Source organism: Pseudomonas sp. NPDC090233 (genome assembly GCF_044772285.1).
GTDB lineage: Bacteria > Pseudomonadota > Gammaproteobacteria > Pseudomonadales > Pseudomonadaceae > Aquipseudomonas.
In genome coordinates this window covers 77,409-93,187 of the sequence record NZ_JBIVYQ010000001.1, presented here as the reverse complement: position 1 = coordinate 93,187, position 15,779 = coordinate 77,409, and the positions used below count along the sequence as shown (strand labels likewise).

Here is a 15,779-nt window from a genome sequence, read left to right as displayed (position 1 = left end):
ACAGCGATGCCCGCAGGTGCTCGACACACTCGCGGCGGAGCGCGGATTTCGAGGAAGCTGCGTACTGGAGGCGAATCATTCGCGCGGCATCGAGTGCGGCGGATTGGTGGTAGGCTTTTTGGTGTGAATCGAACAATGGCGCGGTATTGCTAGCGTCCTTTGCTGTGTGCATAATCGACCTCGATATGTGTTGTAGAGAAAGCCGCCCTGCCAGGCGGTTTTTTTTCGCCCTCAATTCAGGCACTGGATGCATGAACAGCGGGACGGACTCACTACTGGCGCAAGGCCAGGTCATCCATAATTCCCATCAAGCAGCGCCGAGCTCTGGCCAGATAACTCTCCAGTCATCAGGCCGAAGTTGCTGGCGAGTAACGGCGCCACGGCTGGCTACCTCAGTCTTCGCAGCCATCTCCGCAGATGCGGTCTTGTGTCCGTAGGCGATAAGTCGCAGGTAGGCCCGAGACGTACCGGTTTGAGCGACCTGCTCATCTGTCGCCGTCTTGAGCCACTCCAGCAGCCCGTTTTTTCTGGTCCGCATTTCGGGCCTCCGTCGTAGTCCATCCGATTATTACCGCTGGGTAATGATTAAACAATACCCACAGGGAATTTACCTTTTGGTAACGGTCACAGATCATTGCTCGATGGAAATTTCAGACATTCGCCGCGACAATCTGCGGCTACTCATGAACTCGCGCTTCGAAGGCAAGCAGGCCCGTATTGCTGATGCCCTGGGGAAAAGCGCCAACTACATCTCGCGCTGCCTGGCAGGACCTGAAAGCTCCGGCGCCAAGAAGATCGGGGAGGATTTCGCCCGAGAGATTGAGGAAACCCTCGGCCTTCAGCGCTACGCCATGGATCAACCAGGTCTCGTCAGCAAGCAGCCGACTGTTGAGGCAAATGCCGAATTCATCGGCTCCTTCGACGTCTGGGACGACGACACGCCACTGGGCGACGATGAGGTCTATGTGCCGTTTCTAAAGGAAGTAGAGCTGTCCGCTGGCCAGGGACGAACCGTGGTTCAGCAGTCGAGCAACCGGAAGCTGCGGTTTGGGAAATTGACACTTCGCCGACAAGGCGTTCAGCCGAGCGACGCAGTTTGCGTAACCGTCAGCGGTAATAGCATGGAGCCTGTTTTGCCCGATGGCAGTACTGCCGGCGTGGACCAAGGCAGGACGACGGTGGTTGATGGGAAGATGTATGCGATCAACCATGCAGGACAGCTTCGGGTCAAGACGCTGTACCGGCTACCTGGCGGCGGAATCCGCCTCCGTAGTTTCAACAGAGAGGAGCATCCGGACGAGGAGTACTCCGCTGAAGATCTCGTTTCTAACCAGATCATTGTGCTTGGCCGGGTGTTCTGGTACTCGGTCCTTCTGTAGATCCCCCAAAAACGAAGCCCGCTGATGCGGGCTTTTTTTTGCCTTCGAGAAAAAAGATTACCCATGGGTATTGACGCATATCGTTACCCGCAGGTAACTTTACCTCATCGCCGGATAGACACCGGCCAGAAACGAAGGCAGCGATGGACAGGCCTCAACGGTCCAGAGGGGTGGCAACTGCCCCGGGCGCGCAGCGTAAAGCGCCAATGCAGTTATCCAGCGGGTGGGCACCGCGGCTGGAAGAACAAAACGAGTGCGAACTGGACTAGGGCCAGGTGGTAATCAAGGCGCACATGAGTTGTTGGTCGACGCCAGTAGCGGACCGACAACGGAAAGCATCACTGAAGCGCCTGGCTTGCCCGGGCGTTTTGGGATGCAGACCATGTTCAGTCAGCGGCGCTTGCCCAGGCTTGGCGCCCCGCCACTGACGAAGTGGACGCTAGCAAATGGGGTTGAGTGGTCAGGACCTGTCGGCAAGTAGGTCTGATCCAGATCCTTTGCGCACGCCTGGCAAAGGGTTGGGGGGCGCTCCCAGTCTCCGTGAATTTTGAATTTTGACTTGCACCGCCAGCAATTTTTCTCGATCCATTTAGAAACGGAAGCTGGCTGTTTCGTCTTTGGCGCCTTCAGGGACCACTGTCCCTTTCCAGCCTGCTTGTTCGCCTTAATTGCCGCTTTTGCGGCAGCTTTGGACGCCTTCCGGCTCTGCTTGGCGTTTGGATGACCTTTTGCGAGTTTCTGGAGCTCAATGATTTTATCGAGCAGAGCAAACTCGGCACGTAGCTGCAGTGTTGTCTCATCCAGTTCTGGCGCGATCGGCTTCTTTCGATCTTCGGCGTCCATATGGAACTCCTCCCCTGATCATCCCGCGAGAGTAGCAATTTGCCTGCATCTCGCGCCAGCTCATACCAACCGAGATCACAAATGGACACGATCACCGTCGGCGCATGGATAGGCCATCTCGGCCGAGGCCTGGCACCTCGCGAATTGCAATGCATCCTCGACGTCGCCCAAGGCTTCACCACCAAAGAAATCGCACGGCACTTCGGCATCAGCGAAAGCGGTGTCGAGAAGCGCATCGGCGACGCCATGTTGAAGCTGGGCGTTCCCCGCCGTGCCGCGGCCGTAGCCGAAGCCATGCGCCGCCAGATCATCAGCCCCCTCTGCATCATGCTCGCTAGCCTCATCGCCATGCATGCGGTGATCGACGATAGCGACCCGATGCGCCGCGACCGCCGCGCGCCGGAGCGCCGCACCGCGCAAGTTCGAATCGTTCGCAAGGCCGAGGCCTTCGAGCTCCACGCCTGACCCTACCGAGGATCACCACATGCAGACAGCAATGCACCCTGCTTTCGAGCAGAAGATTGCCGTGCTCGCGGCCCTGCTCGAGCGCAGCAAGTCAGTGAGGGCAGAGGCGCACGCCAAGGTCGGCCAGCCAGCCCCCCGCTACCAAGCCTCCGGCAAGGGCGGCACGTGGGATGTGGTTGAAATCGCTACGGGTGCTGTTCAGGGCTTCGCGTACAGCTACCAGGCAGCCATGCGGTTTGTGGATGCGATGGAGGCAGGCGCGGCGACAAAGCGTGGCCTGCAATGAGCAAGCGCAAACCCCACAACATGCGGGCCCGCCTGGAGCGAACCTGCCGTGCACTGGTAGTGGCCAACCATGCCGCCGTGGTGAACATCGACCCCAGCGGCCAGCAGGTGCTGGTCAACTGGCACAACCTCAAGCAGATCCGAGTGCGCCAGGTCGTAGACGCTGTGTGCGATCTATCGCACCGCTGGACCATCTACCTGAGCGTGATGTGCCAGAAGCCCAACGGCGAGCAGTACTGCAAATCGATCGAGGTAGCGCCGCAGGGCAACTACAAGGCCGAGCACATCACCGATGTCATCGAAACCACCTACCGCGACTTGCGGGCCCAGGCCAACCCTGGCCACCTGATCGCATCAGGGTGGATCGCAATTCCCACCGACACAACGCTCGACGAAGTGCAGGCCGCCAAGGTCTTTGCAGCTGTCGGCGCCTGGAATCAGCAGAAGGCAGCATGAAACGCATCACCGAGCGCGTCCGGCACGGCCGGCGCCAGCAGAACATCAATTTGCCGCCCAGTGGCTTGGATACTCAATCAGAAGGTATTCACATCGCACGGACGAGCAATGCTGAAAAGGAGGGTACCTCAGGCGTGTCTCTCCGCCTGAGGCCGACCATTAAAAGCCGAACCAAGCTGTGAACAGCGTGATCAGAACTTTCAGGTCTAGCCTGATAGTGATCTCTACTTCCATAGGACCCTCCTTGAGCAAAGTCAGTGTTTTGGATGGCCATGGGGTTTAGCCACGACACAACCACCGCCAGTTCCTATTCAAGCAAACTGGGTCGGACGACTGGATGTGACCCAGACGACAGACTTTAGCCTTCGTTCAGAGGGAGCTCAGGTTGGGCGCGACTTTACCCATTCCTCAGTATTAAAACAAGCACTTACCCAAATGCCACCATGCCGCATCCGGCCACGGAGGGCGGCGCATGCATGGAGAAAGCCATGATCGGCACACCCTGCCACTACGTCCAGCAGCACTATCAGGTGCCGGCCTGCATCGGCCGTCGAGTTATCGCCTACGGCAAGCCTGGCACCATCACTGAGGACCACGGCCACTACATCGGCATTACGCTCGACGAAAGCACGAAGCGCCGCGCCGGCCGCTACCACCCAGTGGACGGCATCGAGTACGGCGACATGGTCGAGAAGCTGCCCAGGCCGGCGCGCAGTAGCAACTACGACAAGTTCCTTGACGAGGACATCGACTGCTACTTCCACGAGTTCCTTTGCATCATCAAGCCAGAGGTTGAGATGCGCGGCGGGTGCAGAGTATGGCGTGACGGCGGCTTCCACCAGGTGCCGCGCGAGTTTCGCATGTACCGCACCACGCACGCGCTTGATTACCTCGCCCGCGCCAGCGTCACCGGCGAATGGTGCCGCACCATGAAAGAGGCCAAGGCCAGCTACAAGGAAGCGCTGAAGAAGGCGCCAAAGCCATATCGTCGCTGGGACAACGAAGCAGAATACGGCGCCTACCGCGACGCCTACTACGACCTCTAGTCCATCCCCGCTGCCCGCCAGCGCCTTCCCCTATTCAACGATAACGCCTCCCCGGCAAGGGCGGCGCCTGCACGCAAGGACCAGAACATGACCTGTATGACCTCCCTCGCCCTGCCCTTCGAAAAGGAGCTGGTCGTCGATCTCTTCGCCGGTGGCGGCGGCGCCAGCAGCGGCATTGCCGAGGCGTACCGCGAGCCGGATGTGGCAGTAAACCACAACCCAATCGCACTGGCCGTGCACCGCGCCAACCACCCGCAGACCGAGCACTACGTGGCTGACGTGTTCGAGGTCGACCCAATCGAGGCGACCAAAGGCCAGCCGGTCGGCATCCTGTGGGCTTCGCCGGACTGCCGCCACCACAGCAAAGCCAAGGGCGGGAAGCCGCGCGACCGCAAGATTCGAGGCCTGGCATGGGTCATCATCCGCTGGGCATACCAGACCAGCCCTCGCCTGATCTTCTTGGAGAACGTTGAAGAATTCGCCGACTGGGGGCCACTCGACGACGAAGGCAAGCCGGTCAAGGCGGAAAAGGGCCGGACGTTCAAAGCGTTTGTGGATGTGCTGGGCAGCGGCATCCCTGAGGATCACCCCGACCTGCCAGAGATCTTGGCCGAGATCGGCGAGCACGTACCGAAGGAAGCTCTGCTGCGCGGTCTGCGCTACAACTTCGAGCACCAGGTGCGAGTCGCAGCTGATCAGGGCGCACCGACTATTCGCAAGCGGCTGTACGTCATCGCCAGGCGCGACGCCAAGCCGATCGTCTGGCCTGCACCAACGCATTACAAGAATCCAGCCAAGGGCCAGAAGGCATGGCGATCAGCCGCCGAGTGCATCGACTGGGAGCTGGAGGGCCGCACGATCTTCCGCGACGATGCCCTGGTGGAGAACACCATGAACCGAGTCGCCAAAGGCCTGTGGCGACACACCCTGGCCAGCAACGATCCGTTCATTGTCCCGATGCGGGGCACCTCGAAGTCGCACACCAGCACGCACACCGTTGCTGAACCGGCCTCGACCATCAGCGGCGGTGGAACCCATCACGCATTGGTTCAACCGGCGCTGGCTATGGCGGGATGCCTCACCGAGCATGCGAACGGGTCCACGCAGCGCACATTCGATACCATTGAGCCGCTTCGCACCCAGGTTGCTCAGGTCAAAGGGGGCCACTTTGCGCTGGTCGGCGCGCATCTGACGCACCTCACGCATCATGGCGATCGCTCCGGCTATCCAGTGACGGACCCCGCCCTGACTGTAACGGGCGCCAATCGTGGCGAACAGGCGCTGGTCTCTGCGTCCCTGGTTACGCTGCGAAAGGGCTGCGTGGGCGCCGCAGCTACCGGACCTCTCAGCTGCATCACCCAAAACAGCGGGCACCACGCGATTGCATCAGCCCACCTTGAGCAGGCCAACGGCGGTTTCTACAAGGGGGACGGCCGAGCAGCTGACGATCCGTTCTCGACTGTCCTGGGCAAAGGCGCCAATCAGCGGCTGGTCACCGCCTACATGGTGAAGTACTACGGCGCCGAGAAGGATGGCATCTCACTTCGCGAGCCAGTCCACACGATCCCATCAAAGGATCGAATGGCAGTGGTCGAGGTGGTGCAACTGCAGAGCCATTCGCTGACTGACGAACAGCTAGCCAGCGCCCGCAAATGCGCAGCGTTCCTGCGCAAGTATCTGCCCCAGCACTTCACCGAATACGCCGACATTGTCATGGTCGGGGGTTACGTGCTGGTCGACATCACTCTTCGGATGCTGCAGCCGCACGAACTGAAGCGGGCCCAGGGCTTCCGCCCCAGCTACATCATTGATCGCGGCCTGTTCTTGGACGAGAAGACCGGCGAAACCTACTGGAAGGCCATCAGCAAGACCGACCAGGTGAAGCTGCTGGGCAACAGCGTCTGCAAGGACGAAGCCCGGGCTCTTGTCGCGGCGAACGCATCCGACCTCATCGAACTCTATCAGCGCTTGGCGGCCTAGGATTTTAGTGCCGAGATCAACCCGGTAACTGCGCCGATTAAGCCGAACACGATTCCGAACCAAAACATCACCGATTCCCTTCGATGTTTCTGCTCCTCTCTGATCGCCGACCGCACCGTTCGCAATCCAAGATCCGTAAGGTATTTAGGCTGCTTTGGGTCCTTATCCCATTCCACCTGATCGTACATAGTCCTGTCTGACAGGTCAGGCATTGGGATAAGCAAGCGTTCAGCCTTGCCGCGCAAATATTCGGTTTGAATTAGCCTTTTCCATTCAAAAAGGTCTTCAGCCTGGCGGTAGTAGTTATCAAGCTCGCCCGAATCATATGCCTCTTGCGTGTGCGGCGGCCTCTTCAGCTCCATCTTCAGTTCGGCTTTCGCCTGACGGAAAAGCTGCATCCGGTACTGGATGTAACTCAACATTGACTGAACCCTTTTGACATTTCGGCGAACTATAGCCGCAAGGTATCCCCATGCCCACAGAAAACAAAATCGATTGCCCCGCACTTCACAAGCGAAGCGCTGGCTACCCGTTTGGCGATCGCGTACCTCGTACCGTCCGCATGCTGGTGACCGCAACCGCCGACAAGATCCCTGGTGTCGAGCTCGCGCACTACCCGGAGGCTAAGGCCGGCCACACCTACCGGGTGTGGACGAACAGCCACGGCGCCGTTGTTGCTGTGATGGATGACGGCAATCGCCTCGGCCTGCGCCCAGCAGAGTTCGAAGTCGACAGCTGGCACCACCTTGCAGCTGAGCCAGCCCCACAGCCCCACGCCGAGCCGATAGCGTGGATGGTTGGTACTGCCTTCTGGTGGACCAAAGAAGAGGCAGAGCGGGATGCGGCGGCGATGAATCTACCCGTCATTACCCTAGGCCCGTGCGCCGGTCCAGGTGAGGTCGAGCGGCTGCGCAAGGAGCTGGTCGAGTCGGATCACGCCTTTGTCCGGGCGTCCCGTGAAGCTGAGCAGCTGCGCACCAAGCTGGCCGAGCGAGATGCGCTGTTGCGCGAATTCCTCGAAGTTGCAACCGGCGGCTTTTCGGATAGCGATCACGTTCTACGCGTGCGACGCCACCTCGAAACCTTCCTATCCGCCAGCGCAGATCCGGACGACAAATGCGCGCACAGCTACGCCAACAAGCTGGGCTGCCCGGAGTGCGGCGAGGCGTTCAGCGGCGAAGATCCAAAGGCGAAGTCATGACGACGCACTTCGCACCATTCACCGACCTGGATGACGTTGAGCAAGCGCCCTGCGGTACTTGGCTGGGCCAATCTTCCGAGCTTTCAGCCGACTGGTCCATGGTCGATTGCCAACTGTGCCAGAAACGCAAGGAAAGGATCATCGCAGCCTCAGATGATGAAGAGCGCTTCATCGTCGAGCAGATGGGCGACATGGCGGCCTTCATGCGCGCGGTGGATTCAGCCCCGTAAGAGAACATTTGTACTCCTGCGCTGTAACCCTTCTCCCCTCTATTCACTCAGCGAGAGCTGAGGCGCTGACCTGCTACCCAGTCGTAGGCACGCTGGAGGGCCCAGGCCATAGCGGCAGTCATCGTCTGCCCCTGGCAAGCTGGGTGGTTTTCTTCAAGAAGCATCAACCCTTTCTCGCCGTAGACGCCGAAGAAAAGCTGGGTGACGTTCTCTTTGGAGACGCGCACCTGAATGTTGATGAGGGTGCCGCAGGACAGGCGCTCGTCGTAGTTGCGGAAGTGCAACTCCGGATTGGCCCATTCCCAGTAAACCGTACCGCGATTACGCATGGCTGGGCCTAGTAGTGATGAATTGTCATCTTAGGCTACAGCAACACTCCGAAATGGCTATCTATTTCTTAACCGCTGAATCAGTTAACTGCCGCGGTGTCCTGCCTGAAGGGGGTGCACCCACCGCCCCCTGGCCTTCAGCGTACTCAATCCAGCGGGCGAAGGCCTGACGGTGCCGTCGGCAAGTCTCGTCCCAATCAATGTGGTCCATCTGCTCGTAAGCAATTTGTTTCATCGTATCAGCGGCCAAATCGCTCAGATCCTTAAGCGCTTGGTACGCCTGATATTGGCGCTCATGTTTGTCAGCACTCATGAGAATTCATCCGCAAGCTATTGATATCAGTTACCTAGAATTACCGACCAGCGTAAGCGGCTTGAAGGTTCACTACCTCCCGAAAAAGCCGACGAGCGATACCAAAGGCCTTCGCGCCATCTAATACCAACCCCCCTCTATTCACTGCCGCGATATGGCGGCCAAGGCGAAGCTATGTCTCAAGCAAAGGAACGCCCGATCCTGTTCAGTGCGTCGATGGTGCGCGCCATCCTGGAGGGCCGGAAGACGGTAACCAGGCGTGCAGCCAAGAACGTCGTCGAGGCCCCGCATTTTAGGTCAGGCTGGAAAGCGACCCTGCCCAAAGGCAGTGGCGCGATTGACATAACCTCCGATACTGCACAGTTGGCCAAGGCCAGTCCTTATGGCCGGCCAGGTGACCGCCTGTGGGTGCGCGAGGCTTGGTTGGCAGATGCTCAACTCGACTTGATCGTTCCGCGCGACCTGAGCCAGGGAGAGCCAATCTTGTATCCGGCAGATGGCAGCGTCCGGCAGACGGGGTGCGCAATGGTCTCGCAGGGCCGAGGGCGCCCATCGATCCACATGCCGCGCTGGGCTAGTCGCATCCTGCTGGAGATCACCGACGTGCGCGTCGAGCGACTGCAGGACATCAGCGAAGAGCAGGCAGAGGCGGAAGGCGTTGGCTTTCTCCGTCGTTCGCCAGACGCCGACGAGACATTGACTGCTGCCCAGTTATTCGAATGCCTCTGGAGCAGCATCAACGGCGACGAATCATGGAGCGGCAACCCCTGGGTATGGGTCGTCGAGTTCAAGAGGATCGAGCCATGACCCGCCTCGCCCTCTGCCTCCTGCTGCTAGCCACCCTGGCCGGATGCATCGAACAACCCGGCCACCTGGAGGTGAAAGAAGACAAGGCACGCGCCGTCACCTGCTGGCAGTCGGATAGCGGTATGGCCTGCCTTCCCAACTGGATGCTGGCCCCGCCGGAACCTGAGAAGTGCCTGATCAATGACATTGGCAAGTCCGAGGCCTGCAAGAAGCTTTTCAGGGAAAACGCCGGCAACCAGCGCCAGCTCTCCCCGCACGAAACACAACCAGAACCTACACCCGCACTGGCGCCTGGGCGCTGGATTGATGAGAGGTATCAGCTGTGAGCAAGGTTATTCACTTGGTCTCGCACCTCAGTTGCTTCGACGATCACGACTGTCAGATCGCATGCAACCAGGCCGGCGAAGACATGGACGGCTCAGACCGGCCGAAAGAGGTTACCTGCAAGAAGTGCTTGCGGGTGTACGAAGCACGCGAACGGCATGCCAGGAAGCAATTCGAAAAGCGCGAAGCTGAGCTGAAGGTGGTGCAGCCATGACCGACCTGATCGAAGTGAAGACGGCAGACCTGGCCGGCGAGGCGCTTGGCTGGGTTGTAGGGAAAGCCGAAGGGCTGGAGCTGGAATTGGTCCCGCCGCAGTACGGCAACCCCTGGCGGGTATTCGCGCGGTACCGGGGCCAGGTCATCGAGCACACCAAGCGCTACAACCCTTGGGAAGACTGGGCGGTCGGCGGGCCGTTGCTGGCGAATTACCGTGTCGGCTTCGGCCTCTACTCGGACTCGTTCTTTGCAGTCACTGGCCTGGATGAACTTCCGGGCGACGCTGACGGTTCGACTCACCTTATCGCCGCCTGCCGCGCCATCGTCGCCGCAAAGCTCGGCGATACCGTCCAAGTGCCGAAGGAGCTGATGCCATGAAAACCCTTGGCGAAATCATCGAAGCCGCGAAATCCGGCGAACGCCCTGACTACGACGACCTGCGCCTGGCCGTATGCGCCATGGATGGTCTCATGACGTTCGACCGCCAGGCCATCTGGAAACTGGCCGAGGGCGAGGAAAAAGGCAAGAAGCCGTTCTTGATCTGGAGCAGCGTCTGGCAGCGTGACGAGCAGTTCCAGCGCATCAAGCGCGCCATGGCGACCGACCCGAAATCCTACCTCGGCGCCAGCTACGACCCCGACAGCCCAGCCGTGCAAGAAAGGCGGCGCATGTCGATCGCAATCATGGAAGGCGTTGCACGCCGCGCACAGGAGAAGAAGCAATGATCCCGCCCCTGATGTACATGGCCTACCTGGTATATCGAGGCCCGCGATGAGTGCTGCAGCCAAGGTGCTCGACCCCTGCAGCGCCAGCCGCATGATGTGGTTCGACAAGCAAGACCAGCGCGCCCTGTTCGGCGACATCCGCGACGAAGAGCACCTGCTCTGCGACGGCCGGGTGCTGAAGGTTGAGCCCGATGTGCTCATGGACTTCCGAAGCCTGCCCTTCGAGGACTCAACCTTCCGCCTGGTTGTATTCGACCCGCCACACCTTACCCGGGCCGGCGTCGACAGCTGGATGCGCGCCAAGTACGGGGTCCTCACCAACGACTGGCGGGAGGACATTCGCCAGGGTTTCGCCGAGTGCTTCCGAGTGCTGGAGCCGGAGGGAATCCTGATCTTCAAGTGGAACGAAACCCAGGTACTGGTCAGCGAGCTGCTGACCCTCACCGATGAAAAGCCCCTGTTTGGCCACAAGTCCGGCAAGCGCGAGAAGACGCACTGGATCACCTTCATGAAACGCGCAGCAGCCTAACCCCTCCCCCTACAACTCAAGCCCGCCGACATGCGCGGGCGAGGATTCCCCATGTCCGCAACTCAACGCTTCCACGAAACCGCCAACGACTGCCTGGAACGCCTGGCGGCCGATCTCTGGCCAGACGCCAAGCTGGCCCTGGTCATCTACACCCCGGACAAACCTGAGCTCGACATCGTCCTCAAGGACAGCGGGCTGAAAGTCGACGAGGTGATCAACACGCTGCGTCGGCGCGGCGGCCTCAGCCTTGATGGCGAGAACGTCTACAAGCGCTCGGTCTGTGACGTCATCATCGGCGCCCTTGCCACGGGCAAGCAGAACAACAACCCACCGCCAGCCGATCACTGGTGCCTGGAGTTTTGGGATATCGGCCGAGCCGAGGGGACGCTGCAGGAAGAACTGGTGCAGGCGCTGCGCTTGGTGCGCAAGGAGCTCGACGCCTGCCAGCGGGTGATCCATTACGCGGGCGGCTTCGATCCGGCCTACGTCAATGATGCCCAAGCCGCACTCAAGATCGCCGACGCAGTGCTCGAAAAAACTCCAGCCTGACAACCAACCTGCCGCCACCGGCGGCGTGGAGACCATCCCATGGAAACCGAGATCCTTTCGGACGAAGAGCTGGTGGTGATCACCGGCTACAAACCCCGGGCGTGGCAGCGCCGCTGGTTGAAAGAAAAAGGATGGCATTTCGTCGAGAGCCGTGGCGGCCGGCCCTTGGTGGGTCGCCTGTACGCGCGCCAAATGCTCAGCGGCGTGGTGATCGACACCGTGCCGGTAGCTGCAGCCCCGCCCCCGGCGCCAGCCTGGACCCCTGATTTCTCCCGAGTAAAGTGAAATGCGACCCAGAAGTACCGAGAACCGCGACCTGCCGCCGGGTATGTACCGGCGCAAGCGAACCAGAAAGAACGGAAACGTGTGGGTTGGGTACTACTACCGCGACCAGGCCGGCAAGGAAATCCCTCTCGGTACCGACCTGGTGCAGGCCAAGCTGAAGTGGGCCGACTTCGAAGCCAAGGCCACCCCGGCCGAGCTGACGACCATGAAGGGGATCTTCGACGAGTACCTGCTGAAGATCATCCCGGGCAAGGCCGCCAGAACCCAGAAGGACAATATCTACGAACTCAAGCAGCTGCGAGCCGTGTTCGACTCGGCACCGATCGACGCCATCACGCCAGCGATGATCGCCCAGTACCGCGACTCGCGGTCGGCGAAGACCAGGGCGAACAGGGAAATCGCCCTGCTCTCCCACGTATTCAACACAGCCAGGGAATGGGGTCTCACCACCCGGGACAACCCGTGCCTGGGCGTGAGGAAGAACAAGGAAAAACCGCGCGACTTCTACGCCAACGAAACGGTATGGCAGGCGGTGTATGAGGAGGCTCCACCGGAGCTGAAGGATGCGATGGACCTGGCGTACCTGACTGGCCAGCGGCCGTCGGACGTGTTGTCCATGCGGAAGGACGATATTGAGGGGATCTACCTGCTGGTCAGCCAAGGCAAGACCGGCAAGCGATTGAGGATCGTCTTGGAGGTGGACGGGGTGAAGAACAGCCTGGGCCTGCTGCTGGAGCGGATCATGCGCAGGACAAGTGAGCACCTGTCGCCGTTCTTCATCGTCAATGAACACGGCAAGCGCATGAGTTGGCCGATGCTCCGCAACCGATGGGCAGATGCCCGGGAGGATGCCAGGGTGAAGGCCGAGGTCGAGAAGAAGCCGGACCTGGCCAACCGAATCGCTCAGTTCCAGTTCCGCGATATCCGACCGAAGGCGGCGTCTGAGATCAACGACCTGAGCGATGCAAGCGTGCTGCTGGGCCACTCGAAAGAGGGAATTACCGAGCGCGTTTATCGCCGCGTCGGCGCCATCGCCAAGCCCTCGAAAGGCTGAAGTTTCGGAACTCCATGCCTTTCGTTTCGGAACTCTTGGCTTTTTTGACCCATAAAGAAAAACCCCGCAGACGTTAATCTGCGGGGCTTTCGAATGTGGAGGCCGAGGTCGGAATCGAACCGGCGTAGACGGATTTGCAATCCGGAGCATAACCACTTTGCTACTCGGCCTCAAAGTTCGGATCTAGCTGCTTGCGCTTCTATCTCCTTGAAACACCGAACCTTTTTCAAAGTTTCCTGCGTTTCGATGGGCGCCATTATGTCTGCATTCAACCAACCTTGCAACCCCCTGAACATAAAAAATATTCAAGGCGTTCAAGGTGTTAGCGCAAGCGGCCCAGCTTGCTCCACAAGCCCACCACGGTATTCTCCACCGTGCCGCTGGCAGCCATGCCGATTCGCTCCTGCAGGCTCTTGCGTTCGGCGTAGTGCAGGTGGAACAGGTTGGCGTTGCGGGCGCGGTCGCTGAGGTATTCGTCACTGGTCTGCAATTGATCCACCAGTTGGCGATTCAGCGCAGCGACGCCCAGCCAGACCTCACCGGTTGCCACCTCGTCTATGTGCAGCTGTGGACGATAGCGCGAGACGAAATCCTTGAACAGCTGATGGGTGATGTCCAGGTCTTCCTGGAACTTCTCCCGACCCTTATCGGTGTTTTCGCCGAACACGGTCAAGGTGCGCTTGTATTCGCCTGCGGTCAGCACTTCAAAATCGATGTCGTGCTTCTTCAGCAACCGGTTGACGTTGGGCAACTGCGCAACCACGCCAATCGAGCCAAGCACAGCGAAGGGTGCGCTGACGATTTTCTCGCCGATACAGGCCATCATGTAACCACCGCTGGCGGCCACTTTGTCGATACACACGGTCAGCGGAATACCGGCCTGGCGAATACGTGCCAGCTGCGACGCGGCCAGGCCGTAGCTGTGCACCAGGCCACCGCCACTTTCCAGGCGCAGCACCACTTCGTCTCGCGGCGTAGCGAGGGTAAGCAGTGCGGTGATCTCGTTGCGCAGGCTCTCTGTGGCAGAGGCTTTGATGTCGCCATCGAAGTCGAGCACGAAAACTCGGCTCTTCTCCTCGACCTTGCCCTTCTTCAGTTGTTTATCTGCCTTGGCCTGCTGCTTACGCAGGGCCTTGAGCTGGGCCTTGTCGAGCAAGCCCGACTCCAGGCGCTCGCGCAGCTCTTTATAGAACTCGTTGAGGCGGGTGACCTGCAACTGCCCGCCCGCCTTGCGCCGCCCCTTGCCGCGCAGACCGGCGATGGCGGACAACACAACCAGAATGGCAATCACCAAGGTGGCGGTTTTGGCGAGAAAGCTTGCGTATTCGGCAAGAAACTCCACGTTGACTCCTTCATGAACCAGCGCCAGGAAGGCGCGAAACTGTTGCAAGCATACCGGCGCGACCGTGGCGCTGCCAGCGGCGGTAAACGCTGGCAACACAGTTCAAACAACCTTTTCAAACGCTTGTATGTTTTTTCGTTGACAGCCTGTGTGCCGCGTCCTAACCTCGCATCAACCTTCAAGCGGCCGGACACTTTTGTGGGCAACCTCTACCTGATCCGACATGGCCAAGCCTCATTTGGTGCCGACGACTATGACGTCCTGTCGGACGTGGGTGCTCAGCAAAGCCAGGCACTCGGCGAGCATTTCGCCCAGCTGGGCCTGAGGTTGGACCGTTGCGTTGCGGGTAGCCTGCGCCGTCAGCAAGACACCGCACGATTGGCACTCACAGCGTTGCAGGACAATGGCCACGCCGTTCCAGCTATTGAAACCGACGCGGCGTTCAATGAGTTCGATGCCGACGGCGTGATTCGCGCTCTGCTGCCGGGCCTGTTGGCCGATGAGCCAAACGCGCGGCACATACTGCGCAACGGCGTACAGAACCGCAGCGAGTTTCAGCGCCTGTTCGCGCTGATGGTGCAGCGCTGGCACGCCGGCGAACATGCCGACGATGGCCTGGAAACCTGGCAGGCATTTACCTCCCGGGTCAACGCCGGCCTGCAGCGTGTGCTGGAAACTGCTGGCAGTGGCGACAACATCGCCGTGTTCACCTCCGGCGGCACCATTGCCGCCCTGCTCCACCTGGTTACCGGAATTACCCCCAGTCAGGCCTTTGCGCTGAACTGGCAGATCATCAACACGTCGCTCAGCCAGTTGAAATTCCGCGGCCGCGACGTGGCCCTGGCTTCCTTTAACAGCCAAGCCCATATACAGCTGTTGAAGGTGCCGGAACTCATTACTTATCGATGAGCCCGGCCTGTTGCGTCCTGTGGACGCGAATAATCACTTAACAAGGAATACACCATGAGCGATGTAGCTAAAGCAGTCGAAGCGATGAAAGCAAAGTTCAATCCCGCCGCTGCCGCCGGCCTGGACCTGGTGTTCGGCTTCAATATCACCGATGAAGACAAGCACTACGCACTGCTCGTCAAGGATGGTACCTGCGAGATCCAGGAAGGCGAAAACGCCGATGCCAACTGCACCCTGGTCCTGGACAGCGAAACCCTGAAAGGCATCGTCAGCGGTGAAACCGACGGCATGCAGGCCTTCATGGGCGGCAAGCTGCGCGTCGAAGGCGACATGATGCTGTCGATGAAGCTCAGCGAGCTGTTCCCTTCCTGAGTGACGGGCGCGCCAAGCGAAGCGAAAACCGAAGCCTGAACAGCTTCGGTTTTTTTTTGCCCGGCGACGGCATTCGGGTCAGTGATCAACCGGCAACACCCTCACCTATTGGGCGTTTGGCACGCTTGTTCCAGAGCAGT

General features: G+C 59.9%; 25 protein-coding genes and 1 tRNA gene. 20 read left to right on the top strand and 6 right to left on the bottom strand.

The features are described 5' to 3' along the window. Positions 1 to 641: 641 nt before the first annotated feature. Positions 642 to 1,379, top strand: coding sequence for a helix-turn-helix transcriptional regulator (locus ACIQUF_RS00520; protein WP_403126783.1), 738 nt, complete (start codon positions 642 to 644; stop codon positions 1,377 to 1,379). Between the two features lie 390 nt (positions 1,380 to 1,769). Here the strand turns inward: ACIQUF_RS00520 and ACIQUF_RS00515 are convergent, their stop codons facing one another. Then, positions 1,770 to 2,222 carry a hypothetical protein gene (locus ACIQUF_RS00515; protein ID WP_403126781.1) on the bottom strand — a complete coding sequence of 151 codons (453 nt, stop codon included), beginning with the start codon at positions 2,220 to 2,222 and terminating at the stop codon, positions 1,770 to 1,772. A gap of 81 nt (positions 2,223 to 2,303) precedes the next feature. Here ACIQUF_RS00515 and ACIQUF_RS00510 point away from each other — a divergent pair, with 81 nt between their 5' ends. From ACIQUF_RS00510 to ACIQUF_RS00485, 6 genes are all read left to right on the top strand, one after another. Next, entirely contained in the window at positions 2,304 to 2,687 is a 384-nt protein-coding gene (locus ACIQUF_RS00510; protein WP_403126779.1) for a LuxR C-terminal-related transcriptional regulator, read from the top strand. Positions 2,688 to 2,706: 19 nt separating this feature from the next. Then, complete coding sequence (locus tag ACIQUF_RS00505) at positions 2,707 to 2,973, top strand: hypothetical protein (protein WP_403126774.1); 267 nt, start codon at positions 2,707 to 2,709, stop codon at positions 2,971 to 2,973. Beyond that, positions 2,970 to 3,428, top strand: coding sequence for a hypothetical protein (locus ACIQUF_RS00500; protein ID WP_403126771.1), 459 nt, complete (start codon positions 2,970 to 2,972; stop codon positions 3,426 to 3,428). Before ACIQUF_RS00505 ends, ACIQUF_RS00500 begins: the two co-directional genes overlap by 4 nt. Then, entirely contained in the window at positions 3,425 to 3,610 is a 186-nt protein-coding gene (locus tag ACIQUF_RS00495; protein WP_403126768.1) for a hypothetical protein, read from the top strand. The genes ACIQUF_RS00500 and ACIQUF_RS00495 overlap by 4 nt, the downstream gene beginning before the upstream one ends. Before the next feature lie 306 nt (positions 3,611 to 3,916). Then, positions 3,917 to 4,474, top strand: a complete 558-nt coding sequence (locus ACIQUF_RS00490; protein WP_403126765.1) for a hypothetical protein — start codon at positions 3,917 to 3,919, stop codon at positions 4,472 to 4,474. A gap of 87 nt (positions 4,475 to 4,561) precedes the next feature. Then, on the top strand, positions 4,562 to 6,454 hold the full coding sequence (locus ACIQUF_RS00485; RefSeq protein ID WP_403126762.1) for a DNA cytosine methyltransferase: 1,893 nt from the start codon (positions 4,562 to 4,564) through the stop codon (positions 6,452 to 6,454). On the opposite strand, the gene ACIQUF_RS00480 is transcribed toward ACIQUF_RS00485, so the two are convergent. Beyond that, positions 6,451 to 6,876 (bottom strand): hypothetical protein, encoded by a 426-nt coding sequence (locus ACIQUF_RS00480; RefSeq protein WP_403126760.1) that lies wholly within the window; start codon positions 6,874 to 6,876, stop codon positions 6,451 to 6,453. The genes ACIQUF_RS00485 and ACIQUF_RS00480 overlap by 4 nt on opposite strands. Before the next feature lie 50 nt (positions 6,877 to 6,926). On the opposite strand from ACIQUF_RS00480, the gene ACIQUF_RS00475 reads away from it, so the two are divergent. Further along, on the top strand, positions 6,927 to 7,655 hold the full coding sequence (locus ACIQUF_RS00475; RefSeq protein ID WP_403126757.1) for a hypothetical protein: 729 nt from the start codon (positions 6,927 to 6,929) through the stop codon (positions 7,653 to 7,655). Then, positions 7,652 to 7,885 (top strand): hypothetical protein, encoded by a 234-nt coding sequence (locus tag ACIQUF_RS00470; protein WP_403126754.1) that lies wholly within the window; start codon positions 7,652 to 7,654, stop codon positions 7,883 to 7,885. Before ACIQUF_RS00475 ends, ACIQUF_RS00470 begins: the two co-directional genes overlap by 4 nt. 47 nt (positions 7,886 to 7,932) lie before the next feature. On the opposite strand, the gene ACIQUF_RS00465 is transcribed toward ACIQUF_RS00470, so the two are convergent. Both ACIQUF_RS00465 and ACIQUF_RS00460 read right to left on the bottom strand, forming a co-directional pair. Then, positions 7,933 to 8,214, bottom strand: coding sequence for a hypothetical protein (locus ACIQUF_RS00465; protein WP_403126751.1), 282 nt, complete (start codon positions 8,212 to 8,214; stop codon positions 7,933 to 7,935). 61 nt (positions 8,215 to 8,275) lie between these two features. Continuing rightward, positions 8,276 to 8,527: a hypothetical protein gene (locus tag ACIQUF_RS00460; RefSeq protein ID WP_403126748.1), complete on the bottom strand. Its 252-nt coding sequence runs from the start codon at positions 8,525 to 8,527 to the stop codon at positions 8,276 to 8,278. Between the two features lie 174 nt (positions 8,528 to 8,701). On the opposite strand from ACIQUF_RS00460, the gene ACIQUF_RS00455 reads away from it, so the two are divergent. Genes ACIQUF_RS00455 through ACIQUF_RS00415 form a run of 9 tightly spaced genes read left to right on the top strand, consistent with a single transcriptional unit; the run spans position 8,702 to position 13,016 of the window. Beyond that, on the top strand, positions 8,702 to 9,334 hold the full coding sequence (locus ACIQUF_RS00455; protein ID WP_403126747.1) for a hypothetical protein: 633 nt from the start codon (positions 8,702 to 8,704) through the stop codon (positions 9,332 to 9,334). Next, positions 9,331 to 9,660, top strand: a complete 330-nt coding sequence (locus ACIQUF_RS00450; RefSeq protein WP_403126744.1) for a hypothetical protein — start codon at positions 9,331 to 9,333, stop codon at positions 9,658 to 9,660. The genes ACIQUF_RS00455 and ACIQUF_RS00450 overlap by 4 nt, the downstream gene beginning before the upstream one ends. Then, positions 9,657 to 9,872 carry a hypothetical protein gene (locus tag ACIQUF_RS00445; RefSeq protein WP_403126741.1) on the top strand — a complete coding sequence of 72 codons (216 nt, stop codon included), beginning with the start codon at positions 9,657 to 9,659 and terminating at the stop codon, positions 9,870 to 9,872. The genes ACIQUF_RS00450 and ACIQUF_RS00445 overlap by 4 nt, the downstream gene beginning before the upstream one ends. Beyond that, positions 9,869 to 10,252, top strand: a complete 384-nt coding sequence (locus ACIQUF_RS00440) for a DUF2591 domain-containing protein (RefSeq protein WP_403126738.1) — start codon at positions 9,869 to 9,871, stop codon at positions 10,250 to 10,252. The genes ACIQUF_RS00445 and ACIQUF_RS00440 overlap by 4 nt, the downstream gene beginning before the upstream one ends. After that, positions 10,249 to 10,599, top strand: coding sequence for a hypothetical protein (locus tag ACIQUF_RS00435; protein WP_403126735.1), 351 nt, complete (start codon positions 10,249 to 10,251; stop codon positions 10,597 to 10,599). The genes ACIQUF_RS00440 and ACIQUF_RS00435 overlap by 4 nt, the downstream gene beginning before the upstream one ends. A gap of 46 nt (positions 10,600 to 10,645) precedes the next feature. Continuing rightward, the gene (locus ACIQUF_RS00430) at positions 10,646 to 11,128 is read left to right on the top strand and encodes a class I SAM-dependent methyltransferase (RefSeq protein ID WP_403126733.1); all 483 of its coding nucleotides are present in this window, start codon (positions 10,646 to 10,648) and stop codon (positions 11,126 to 11,128) included. 51 nt (positions 11,129 to 11,179) lie between these two features. Beyond that, complete coding sequence (locus ACIQUF_RS00425; RefSeq protein ID WP_403126730.1) at positions 11,180 to 11,677, top strand: hypothetical protein; 498 nt, start codon at positions 11,180 to 11,182, stop codon at positions 11,675 to 11,677. 39 nt (positions 11,678 to 11,716) lie between these two features. Then, positions 11,717 to 11,962 (top strand): DUF4224 domain-containing protein, encoded by a 246-nt coding sequence (locus ACIQUF_RS00420; RefSeq protein WP_403126728.1) that lies wholly within the window; start codon positions 11,717 to 11,719, stop codon positions 11,960 to 11,962. Position 11,963: 1 nt separating this feature from the next. After that, positions 11,964 to 13,016, top strand: coding sequence for a tyrosine-type recombinase/integrase (locus ACIQUF_RS00415; protein ID WP_403126725.1), 1,053 nt, complete (start codon positions 11,964 to 11,966; stop codon positions 13,014 to 13,016). Between the two features lie 96 nt (positions 13,017 to 13,112). Here the strand turns inward: ACIQUF_RS00415 and ACIQUF_RS00410 are convergent. Both ACIQUF_RS00410 and sohB read right to left on the bottom strand, forming a co-directional pair. Further along, positions 13,113 to 13,186: transfer RNA gene (locus ACIQUF_RS00410), tRNA-Cys, on the bottom strand. Positions 13,187 to 13,338: 152 nt separating this feature from the next. Next, on the bottom strand, positions 13,339 to 14,358 hold the full coding sequence (gene sohB, locus ACIQUF_RS00405) for a protease SohB (protein ID WP_403126722.1): 1,020 nt from the start codon (positions 14,356 to 14,358) through the stop codon (positions 13,339 to 13,341). A gap of 198 nt (positions 14,359 to 14,556) precedes the next feature. On the opposite strand from sohB, the gene ACIQUF_RS00400 reads away from it, so the two are divergent. After that, positions 14,557 to 15,267, top strand: coding sequence for a histidine phosphatase family protein (locus tag ACIQUF_RS00400; protein WP_403128852.1), 711 nt, complete (start codon positions 14,557 to 14,559; stop codon positions 15,265 to 15,267). A 54-nt stretch (positions 15,268 to 15,321) separates the two neighbouring features. Then, positions 15,322 to 15,639: an SCP2 sterol-binding domain-containing protein gene (locus tag ACIQUF_RS00395; RefSeq protein ID WP_400727441.1), complete on the top strand. Its 318-nt coding sequence runs from the start codon at positions 15,322 to 15,324 to the stop codon at positions 15,637 to 15,639. Positions 15,640 to 15,779: the final 140 nt, after the last annotated feature.